A 10,001-nucleotide genomic window follows, 5' to 3' on the forward strand; every position below is an offset into this window, starting at 1 on the left:
TTATCACGAGGACGGCATAATGCGGAGGAAGTCCGCCAATGCCTTTGTTTCCCTGGCGGTCTGTTCACTTTCCTCCGCATAATTTTTGATGCGCGTCAGAGCGTATCCAACCAGTCGAGCACGCCCTGGTCGCGCCGCCATGATGGCGGACTATCGGTCTTTGGTCTTTCGACCCGCTCCAGTGCTTTCCGTTTGGTCTCCAAGTTGGCCTGTGCATAGTGGTTGGTGGTCTCAAGGCTGACATGACCCAGCCAGCTTCGGATGACCGTGACGTCGACGCCGGCGGCGACCAAGTGTACGGCCGTCGCGTGCCGGAAGCTATGCGGCGTCACATGTTTTCTCGCCAGCGTCGGCGCGGTCTTTTCAGCCGCCCTGACATAGTCCGCCAGCTTGAACCGAACGCCCGAGGCGCTGAGAGGGTTGCCGTAGCGGTTTACGAAGAGAGGTTCATCGGCCGGCCTCGGTATTCGCTCAAGCAACGACCTCAGCAAGGCGACCGTTTCCGGCCAAAGCGGGCTGATCCGTTCTTTCCGGCCTTTTCCGTACAATCGCACGCAGGCCGGAGCATCGAACCTGATCGCCTGGGGGCGAAGATCAAGCGCTTCCTGGATGCGCGCGCCGGTATTGTAGAGCAGCGACAGCAAGACATGGTCCCTCTGGCCGATCAACGTGGAGCGGTCGGGTTGAGCCAGGATCGCCTGCACTTCTTCGGGTTCGAGGTAATCTGGCGCGCGGATCGGTGCCTTTTTCGTCGGCACGTTCAGAACCTCCGCGCATTGCGCCATGAACTCCGGTTCGCGCGTTGCCACAAAGCCGAAGAAGCTGCGCAGGGCGGCGAGGCGGCAGTTCCGGGTGCCGATTGTGTCACCGCGTTCGACCTCAAGATGTTGCAGGAAGGCGATGACCTTCGCCGCGGTCAATTCGCTCAGCGCTAGGCGAACAACCGGCTTGCCATGCCGGGCCGCGACAAATTGCAGAAAGAGCCTCCAGGTGTCCCGATACGACTTGATGGTATGCACAGAGGCGTTGCGTTGCTGGACCATCCAGTCAGTGAAGAACATGCGCAGCAATTGGGGGAGCGGATCAGATTTCATGGTGCCACCTCCGCCGGTTCAGCGTTGCCGGGCGAGGTGAAGGCCCGGAACCGCTCACTCGCTTCATACAGCAGCTCCTGGGTCACCGTGATGTAGACCAGCGTGGAGTTGATATCGCGGTGGCCGAGATATGTTGCAAGATACGGCAGCTTTTCCTGCGGGTTCACACCTTGTCGGTACCACTCGAGGATCCGGTGAACGACAAAGGTATGTCGCAGGTCATGGATGCGCGGCCCGGTCTTGCCCGTGGCCGGTTTGAGACCAGCCATGCGCAGAATGGCAACAAGGTGGGTGCTGATAGTTGCCCGACAGTAATAGCGGTTCTTTTGATCGTGCCAGAACAAACCGGCGTCTGGGCTGCGAGAGACCTTGGCCTTCTGCCGCGCTTCGAGAAGCACGCACAGAGCATCCATCGCGCTGTCCGACAGCGGCAGAATGCGGGACTTGAAGAACTTCGTCTCCCGGATCGCGATTGTTCCGGCCTGCATGTCAATGTCGCCAAGCGTCAGCCTTGCGATCTCGCCGATTCGCAGCCCGGCGCAATAGGCCAGAACCAACATCGTGTAGAGGTTGATCGGACGCGAGGGCGCGCGCGGCGATGGGTAGGTCCGGGCAATTGCCAGTAACCGCTGGATGTCCTCGGGTCTGTAGATATAGGGACGCCGCCAGCTGCGCACGACTTGTTTTTCGGGCCGGTTATTCGGTCGCCGTTTGGGGCGAGTTGGGTCGTCATGACACAGTGCCTTGTTCAGGATACGTGCCAGTCTCTCGCATTCGACAGGATGATTTACATTGGACTTTGTCTGGCGATATTGCGCAAGCAGCGTCTCCAACGGCTTGCCATCAAGATCGGGCCTTTGCTGCAGAAAGCGGTCGAACCGGCGGCAAATGACGTCGGCCGCCTCATACCGGTAACCTCGGCGCTGCATCCGCTCGACATGGTTGCGCATCAGCTCTCCCAATGAACTTTCGAACGGTCGAGGTTGCCGCAACGCCTCGAGTGCCTGATTGGGATCAGGGGCCATCAAAGCCCGTATTACGCCCGTGTCACTGTGGGCATTATAGTCACGGCGAAGGTCGGAGATCGGATTGCTCCCAATCCTTCCTTCATGCGCCAGGGCATCGAGGAAGCGGGCAACAATCCGGGCGCGGTGCAGCACCGTTGAGCGGGCCCAAACCTCACCGCGCTCACGCAACCAGTATTCAAGTGCTTGCCGGCCGGTTGCGCCAAACCGCAACACCGCCTGCCGGAAGCTGTTCAGCGCTTGCCGATAGTAGATTGGCGTTATCGCGCAGTTCAATGGAAGCCGGGCGATGTAGTGCTCGATGATCTCATCGCCATCCTCGGGCCAACCTCTCATTGTCTCACCTCCCGGTCTGGAAGGTTGATGGCAATCGAACGCAAGTCTTCGGTGGCGAGCTTCAGATAGGGCGCTGTCGATTCCGGGGATCGGTGGCCAAGTACATCGCCAATGATCTTGCGCGGGGTGGATGCCCTCAGCATGCTGACCGCACGGGCATGGCGAAAGATATGCGGCCCGCGCTTGCCAGCAAGCTCAATTCCGGCGGCAGCGAGGCGCCGTTTGACCACACCATAGAGGCCGCCCGCCTTCATCGACTGATAGGGTGCACGGCTCCGCAGGAATACGGTGCGGACATCCGCGTCCGGACGGCCGTCCCGCAAGTAACGCAGGATCGCTTCCCCCACGGGTTCCATCAGGGGCAGCATAGCCGTGGCATTGGTCTTGGAGCGTTGCACCCGAAGAGTATCCGCCCGCCAGTTGATATCCTCGATCTGCAGGCGGCCGACCTCGCCGGACCGAAGGCCGTAGTTGGCAAGAAGCTGCAGGATCGCGTGATCACGCAACCCCAAGGATGAGCTGTCCTGCCCCGCAAGCTCAAGAACCGCCGCGATCTGTTTGACGGTCAGGATCGACGGAATGCCCTCATGGGCGTAGAGAAGCGGGGCAATCACATGACCCGAGAGATCGTCCGCATGCAGCTTGCTCCGGTGCAAATGTCGCAGGAAGCCGCGTAACCGTTCGGCGACATCCTTGAGCGATTTGCGTGTCAGGCCCGGCGCCCTGATATCCATATAAGCATCGATGTCGCGCACGCTCAGATCGGCAAAATCGGCTTTTCTGTATCGCTGGATGAGCCATTTGCAGAAGTGGCGCGCCTCCCACATCAGCGCCGTGATCGAAGGCTCGGCCAAACCGCGTTCGTGTCGCAGCCATCGCTCATATTGGTCGCAAACCTCGCGGGTGAGACGCTCCGCTTCGTTTGCAGCAGGCAGAGCCGGCGGCCATTTCGGCAGAGCGGAGCGCAGCAAAGCGTAAATCCCCGACCGCGGTATCGATGCCCAGCTGGACCCCGGTGCGCGCCCGCGGTCCATTTGAAACTGCCGGACCGCGTAGCGCAGATATTCGGCGACAAGTTCCGGAGTGACGTCGTGCAGGTCAATCGCATGCTCTTCCAGGTAAGCGAGGAATTGACCCGCGTAGAGGCAATAATTGTGAATGACAGTTGGACTATAGCGCTGCCGGCGCAGCGTGCCGCGAAGTTCTGAAATTTCCTTGAAAGGCGATTGGGACATCGATTCCTCCTTGGTTTGATTGATCAACCCAAGAAACATCCAGCCTGAAATAATGCGCAGCAAGAACGGCACAGCCACGACCCAACACATTGAAATCAAACGGGCTACGAAATTCTCCTCCGCATTATGCCCTCCTCGCGATAACTGAAATAATGACGAGCTCGTCATTAGCGAAGCCAGCTCTGAATGTAGGCGGCGTGATCTTCGCCGGGCTCCGGTGTCAATGCCAAGTCAGCGCAAAGAAATGCTGCGCCAAGCTCGGCGACAAGCTCCTCGCGGGCATAGCCTTCATCGCCCCATTTCTTCCGGCCAAACTCACGATCAAGGCGCTTGGGGTGCTTTGTCCAATGCGTCAACTCGTGCGCCAAGGTCGCATAATATGCCTCGGGGCTGTGAAACGCTTCAAAATGCGGCATCTGCACATGATCGCTTCCGCCAGAGTAGAAGGCGCGATTGCCACCGTGGCGAACATCGGCACCGCTTGCTGCAAAGAATGCGTCCGCATGCTCGATCCGCTCTGCGGTATCAATCACCGGCTCGGGCTTGGCATAGAATTGCTCGGGCAGTCCTTCGATCTGTTCAACGTTGAAAACGCTGTACCCCTTCATGAACGGGATTTTGCGCTCTTCCTCGCTGCCGTCGTCCTGCTCCTCGGTCTTGGTGATTGTGTTGGCATAAACCACCAAATTCCCGCGCTCGCCCTTGCGAACATTCGCGCCATATTCCTTGGCTTGGCGGTAAGTCATCCAGAACGGCGAAAGATACCCGCCTTCAATGGCAGCGCCCCAAAGCATCAGCACATTAATGCCGCTATAGGGCATCCCGTTGTGACGCAGCGGTTTGACAATCCGCCCGTCCATATTGTCCGATGACCAAGGCTTGAGCCATGTCAGCTCGCCTTGTTCCAGATCGGCAATAATCTTGTCAGTCACTTTTTGATAAACATCTTGTTTCATTGGCTTTTCCCTTCATGGATTAGTCGGTTGCGCATGCAACCGGACTAGGCCCGCGCCAATGAGCGGGGGGAGACCGTCAAGACCGTGGCCAGCGGAGGGGGATCACCCGTTCTGCACAAACAAGGTGCGGAAGGACGGGGAGACCGCTGGCTACGCCCGCAGCACATGCGGAGGGCTTGGTCTTGACGGAGGACGGGGCCGCAGGCCCCACAAGAAAGAAAAACAGTCAGCCCTGGGCTGGCCTAATCCGCGCAAGGGATGGAAGCCGCATGGCCGAGACTACAGGCTCGGTTCACGACAGCCCGGCCTGAAAGGTGCGAGACACTGAAATGTCAATAACACTCTGTAAACATTGTAAATTACGACAGCATTGATATCATCAAACCAATTGAAAGGCCTTGTTAAAGCATGAATATCCGCGCCCTTAAAAAAACAATTGTTGAAGCCGCTGAAAAGCTCTCTCAACAAATTAATGCCAGTTGCTGAACGATGGGCTCAACGTCTGCAACGCTAGTCAAACGTAGCCAGATGGCAGGATTGTTTTTGCGTCCGCTTGGGCACGGCTATTGGGGTGTGGAACAAACAGAAGATGGCTTCACCCTCTTTGGCAAGGGCGGCAAGCGTCTAGCGTTTTCCGAGCTTGCTGGGTCGCCTAAGGAAACGAAGGCTCTAGGTTTCTCGGCGGCATGTTTTCCGCTCAAGGGTGGCGCTGACGTCAAGATCGTCGGCCTGAAGAGCAATGCGATTGCAAAACTAATCGCTTCTGCCCGAACGGCCATGCACAGCTACTACGGCGCGATCATCGATGAGTCTGAGCAAGAGTTTCAGTCCCTTGTGAAAGCCATTGCGCGCTTAGAAGACCCAAGGCGGTATCCATCGGCGTGTTTGCTCGACCCTTTTTGGAAACGCGCGACAGCTCTTTTGGGCAAACTGCCTGAAGGCATGCCGGAGGATGCACTGGCCGAAGACAAAAAGAAACTCCTCGACACAGTTCGGGGGTTTGCGAGCGATCCACACCGCTTACGCGATGAAGCGATCAACCGCTTCGTCGATTCTGAACTCAAGGCGAAGAAAGAGTTCTTCGACACAATCGAGTCAAATCCCCTCACACCTGAGCAACGCCTTGCCGTGGTAACGGATGAAGATGCATCCCTCGTCCTCGCGGGCGCAGGATCAGGAAAGACTAGCGTTATCGTCGCGAAAGCCGCTTATCTCATCGAAAGGGAAATACGTGAGCCGAATGAAATTCTGCTCATGGCCTTCGGCAAAGATGCAGCCGCTGAGATGGCAGCGCGCATCAAAGAACGTTCGGGGGCGAGCGTTGATGCGCTCACCTTCCATGCGCTTGGCTACAACATTATCGGAGCGGTTGAAGGCAGCGCGCCAGCCCTTGCGGCTCATGCCAGTGATGATGCTCAGTTCCGCGCGCTTTTGCGCGATATTTTGATCAATGATGTCGGACGGCTCGGCGGCCTTAAATCACTACTGCTAAAATGGTTCTCCGAGTTCTATTGGCCATTCAAGAGCGAGTGGGATTTCAAGACCAAGAGTGAGTATTACCAATACGTCGAGTCGCATGATCTCCGCACACTAGGCGGTGATCGCGTGAAGAGTTTCGAAGAGTTGCAGATTGCCAACTGGCTGCACCTCAATGGCATCGCCTACGAGTACGAACCCACCTATGAGCACAAGCTGCCAGACAATGACCGCCGGGTATATACGCCCGATTTTCGGCTGACCGAAAGCGGCGTTTACATCGAGCATTTTGGTGTGCGAAAGGCGAAAGGCTCGCAAGGAGAAACGCGCCTCGTCACCGCGCCGCATGTTGATCGCGAACGCTATCTTGAAGACATGGCGTGGAAGCGAAAAGTCCATCGGGAAAACGAGACAATTCTGATCGAAACTTTCAGCTATGAGCAAGTTGAAGGACGTTTGACAGAGGCACTTGCGGAGAAAATTGCGCCGTATGTATCGTTGAAACCGATTTCTCAGGACCAAGTATTCGACACGTTGACCGAACTCGGTCAAGTCGATGCATTCACGCAAACCCTTGCAACTTTCCTCCGCCATTTCAAAAGTTCGGGAACTACGATTGGGCAATGCGAGGCGCGCAGTGACGACTCCTCCGATACCGCGCGCAGCAAAGCATTCCTGAAAATCTTCAAGCCACTGATTGAAGCGTATCAAAAGCGCCTAGAAGATCGTATCGACTTTGAAGATATGATCGTTCGAGCTGCTGAACATGTTGAAGCAGGTCGCTACAAGAGCCCGTATCGACATCTATTGGTAGATGAGTTTCAGGACATATCCGAAGGCCGTGCGCGTCTGTTGAAAGCGCTCAAGGCGCAGCACGATGACGCACGCCTTTTTGCGGTCGGTGATGACTGGCAATCCATCTACCGCTTCACGGGATCGGACATTCACTTGATGCGAGACTTTGGTCACGAATTTGGCGGTGCATTCGCGGGCAAGAGGGATATGCATCGCAATGTCGATCTTGGTCGCACCTTTCGCAGCGTCGATAAAATTGCGCTGCCTGCGCGTCGTTTCGTTCTCCAAAACCCGTCGCAGATCGAAAAGAAGGTCATCACCGCTTCCTCATCGGATGAACCGGCAATCAAGGTTAGACACTATGAGCGACGGCACCATGACGCGGCGCTTAGAGAAACTCTCGATGAACTGGCGCAAGCCGCCTCAAAGGAAACAAGCGTCCTCTTACTTGGGCGGTATCACTTCCTCAGGCCGAAAAGCCTGGGCGCGCTGAACCGAACCCACCCAAAGCTATCCATTCGCTTCATGACTGTTCACGCTTCGAAAGGTTTAGAGGCCGATCATGTCATCATTTTGCGTGCGGAAAATGACACGATGGGTTTTCCGTCAGAGATTGTCGATGATCCGCTTCTGGATTTGGTTTTACCCAAACCGGAGAAGTTCGATCACGCTGAAGAGAGACGGCTGTTTTATGTTGCTCTTACCCGCGCTCGCCAAAGTGTCACGATCCTTGCGGACCGTCAGAAACCTTCGGTGTTTGTTTGCGAGTTGCTCGCAGACCCTGCATATGAACTCCGCCAACTTGGAACTTCTGGAATAGCAGAACACCGCTGCGGGCAATGCGGCGGTCGAATGTTGACACAGACCACAAAGAAGGGGCGAACGTTCTTCAGTTGTGAGCATGGACGGTTATGCGGAGAGACAATGAACCCGTGCAGCGCGTGCGGCCAGGACTTGCCAACGAACGACTCCACCAATCCAAAACAGCTTACGTGCAGTTGCGGCGCGACATTCCCTGTCTGCCCAGAATGTGACGAAGGCTGGCTCGTCGAACGCCGAGGTAAGTACGGAAAATTTCTGAGCTGTATCAGGTACCCAGCGTGCACGGGCAAGCGCCAACTTCCAAAGACCAAAAGTAGGCGAAAAAAGTAAGTTTGCGCGGCTGCAAAGCCATTATTCGATTTGGTAGGCCAGTCGCCTTTGCACGAACGCAGGTCGTGATCCTTCAAGGATTTTGACGATCAGATCATTGATCTTCGGGTTCTCTATAGAGCCTGATTTGTGTGCGAACCTGTAGTTATCCGCTTTGTCGAGCGAAACATAGATAACCTGCTCGGCGTCAGCGCCGACGGCAAGATTGGGATTGTGGGTGACCAGGATAACCTGTCTGGTTTTCTTGGCTTGCCGGATGCAATGGGCCAGCACACTGAAGATACTGTCATTGTCGAGATTATCTTCAGGCTGATCGATGATCAGCGGTGTCTTTTCCATGTCCAGGTGGAGGTAGAACACCAGTAGCAAGAGCCCTTTCTCTCCGGGAGATAACTGATTCAGGTTCTTTCCTGAAAGCCGCAGCTCGTAGCGCGCAGAGAAGTACTCGAAAGAGAACAGAAGGTCGTACAGACGTTTGACGTCCTTGACCTGTTTTCTAACATCATCCTCCTTAATTGCTGCAACGACCCCTTTGGCAAAGGCGAGAACGCTTTCTTCATCGTTCCAGTCAACTTCAGACGTGCGTGCGTCCAATTCTGCACGTCCTTGTGCCGAGCCACGAAAAGGTCCGCTGGCACTCTGGTTCACCAAGTCGAAAAACTGATCGGTAAATTCGTGGGATGGAACGAAGGAAGCATCAATAGTCACGTCGAATACGACCATTCCATGTTCGTTCTTGCGAACGAGCTCCAGTTTCTTTTCAACGCTCTTCTTCAAGCCCTCATAAAACTCTCGGACTTTTTTCTTTGCTTTGAATATTGAGCGAGAGAGCTTATCCCGCGCCACGTACTTATCCTCAAGTTTGGCTGAGAGCTCTTCTTCGATGTATTTGATACGAGCTTCGATGTATTTGATAGTGCCAGGCTTTGGATTTTCTTCCTCTCCCATCAACTCAGACATCTTTGCCGTGACCTCGGATAGGGCCTGAATATATCGCTGATAGCGTTTTTGAGGAGCTGAAAGGGTCTCCTGCAATCCGGCAAGTTTGTCTGTTAGGAATTTATGGGCTTTTCTGAGCGCCGGGACGCTATTGAGTGTGCTAAGGTCGGTCTCGTCAGAGATGTCATTGCCTTCGTCGGCTTCTAGAGATTTAGCCTCTGCCTGCGCGGTGCTGATCTTCCCATCAATGCTCGACGTATCGACTTTGAATCTGACAATAGCATCAATATCAAGCCCGAAACGCTTGCAGACCGGTCTAAGTTCTTCTTTCCCATCGGTTACTCTAGAATTGAGGCTCGCAAGGGAGTCCTTCAATCCGCCAAGATCAACCAGATCACCCTTGAGTGTCGAAAGTTTCTCAACGGCTTCCTTTCCTCTTGTTGTGATTTCGGCAAGGGTCTCCCGTGTTTTTTCGATCTGCTCCGTAATTGCACGCTGCTCGTCTGTTTCTGTTTCAGGTTTCTCTACGACCTTGGGTTTAGATTTTTCTAGGACGTTATACTCTTTTTTGAGCTGGTCGAGTTCTTCGCGGAGACGCGCTTTTGTATCGGGGGCAGCCTGCCCTTCAAGTTCAACGATCTCTATATTAAGTTCGCGAAGTTGCGATTTCAGCGCGCTAATATCTGTCCTGCTCTGGGAGGTTTTCAGGTCTTCTGACCTGAGACCCAACTCTCCTCCAGATTTTAGGAGAATCCGCGTATTGATTTGTGGCTTCATGCGGCCAGTTTTTGCAACGTGATTTTGGCCACAAATTCGTTGGGCGTGAGATTTCCCAGTGATGAATGGGGCCGGTTTTGATTGTAGTCCTCCTTCCACTTGGTGATCTCTAATCGGGCGTCTGCTAACGACGAGAACAGCGTTTCGTTCAGGCATTCGTCCCGGAAGCTGCCGTTGAAACTTTCAATGAAAGCGTTCTGTGTTGGCTTACCGGGA

General features: G+C 55.1%; 7 protein-coding genes. 1 reads left to right on the plus strand and 6 read right to left on the minus strand.

Annotation, left to right across the window (positions count from 1 at the left end; genetic code table 11):
* Positions 1–95 precede the first annotated feature (95 nt).
* From ACP15K_RS19865 to ACP15K_RS19880, 4 genes are read right to left on the minus strand one after another with little or no spacing between them, the layout of a single operon-like run.
* The gene (locus ACP15K_RS19865) at positions 96–1,094 is read right to left on the minus strand and encodes a tyrosine-type recombinase/integrase (protein WP_424990672.1); all 999 of its coding nucleotides are present in this window, start codon (positions 1,092–1,094) and stop codon (positions 96–98) included.
* Positions 1,091–2,455, minus strand: coding sequence for a tyrosine-type recombinase/integrase (locus ACP15K_RS19870; protein ID WP_424990673.1), 1,365 nt, complete (start codon positions 2,453–2,455; stop codon positions 1,091–1,093). Before ACP15K_RS19870 ends, ACP15K_RS19865 begins: the two co-directional genes overlap by 4 nt.
* Complete coding sequence (locus ACP15K_RS19875; RefSeq protein WP_424991418.1) at positions 2,452–3,858, minus strand: tyrosine-type recombinase/integrase; 1,407 nt, start codon at positions 3,856–3,858, stop codon at positions 2,452–2,454. Before ACP15K_RS19875 ends, ACP15K_RS19870 begins: the two co-directional genes overlap by 4 nt.
* Entirely contained in the window at positions 3,858–4,646 is a 789-nt protein-coding gene (locus ACP15K_RS19880; RefSeq protein ID WP_424991419.1) for an ArdC family protein, read from the minus strand. The genes ACP15K_RS19875 and ACP15K_RS19880 overlap by 1 nt, the downstream gene beginning before the upstream one ends.
* Positions 4,647–5,174: 528 nt before the next feature.
* On the opposite strand from ACP15K_RS19880, the gene ACP15K_RS19885 reads away from it, so the two are divergent.
* Positions 5,175–8,069 (plus strand): UvrD-helicase domain-containing protein, encoded by a 2,895-nt coding sequence (locus ACP15K_RS19885; RefSeq protein WP_424991420.1) that lies wholly within the window; start codon positions 5,175–5,177, stop codon positions 8,067–8,069.
* Between the two features lie 21 nt (positions 8,070–8,090).
* On the opposite strand, the gene ACP15K_RS19890 is transcribed toward ACP15K_RS19885, so the two are convergent.
* Together ACP15K_RS19890 and ACP15K_RS19895 are read right to left on the minus strand one after the other, a co-directional pair.
* Positions 8,091–9,785, minus strand: coding sequence for an AAA family ATPase (locus ACP15K_RS19890; RefSeq protein ID WP_424991421.1), 1,695 nt, complete (start codon positions 9,783–9,785; stop codon positions 8,091–8,093).
* The coding region (locus ACP15K_RS19895) for an integrase core domain-containing protein (protein WP_424991422.1) at positions 9,782–10,001 on the minus strand (220 nt) is incomplete at its 5' end. The genes ACP15K_RS19895 and ACP15K_RS19890, both read right to left, overlap by 4 nt.

Source organism: Fluviibacterium sp. S390, from assembly GCF_049800695.1.
GTDB lineage: Bacteria > Pseudomonadota > Alphaproteobacteria > Rhodobacterales > Rhodobacteraceae > Meridianimarinicoccus.

What these genes read in the sequence shown, in the direction of transcription:
- ACP15K_RS19865 (WP_424990672.1), bottom strand. Translation starts at nt 1,094, where the DNA reads ATGAAATCTGATCCGCTCCCCCAATTGCTGCGCATGTTCTTCACTGAC.
- ACP15K_RS19870 (WP_424990673.1), bottom strand. Translation starts at nt 2,455, where the DNA reads ATGAGAGGTTGGCCCGAGGATGGCGATGAGATCATCGAGCACTACATC.
- ACP15K_RS19875 (WP_424991418.1), bottom strand. Translation starts at nt 3,858, where the DNA reads ATGACGAGCTCGTCATTATTTCAGTTATCGCGAGGAGGGCATAATGCG.
- ACP15K_RS19880 (WP_424991419.1), bottom strand. Translation starts at nt 4,646, where the DNA reads ATGAAACAAGATGTTTATCAAAAAGTGACTGACAAGATTATTGCCGAT.
- ACP15K_RS19885 (WP_424991420.1), top strand. Translation starts at nt 5,175, where the DNA reads ATGGCAGGATTGTTTTTGCGTCCGCTTGGGCACGGCTATTGGGGTGTG.
- ACP15K_RS19890 (WP_424991421.1), bottom strand. Translation starts at nt 9,785, where the DNA reads ATGAAGCCACAAATCAATACGCGGATTCTCCTAAAATCTGGAGGAGAG.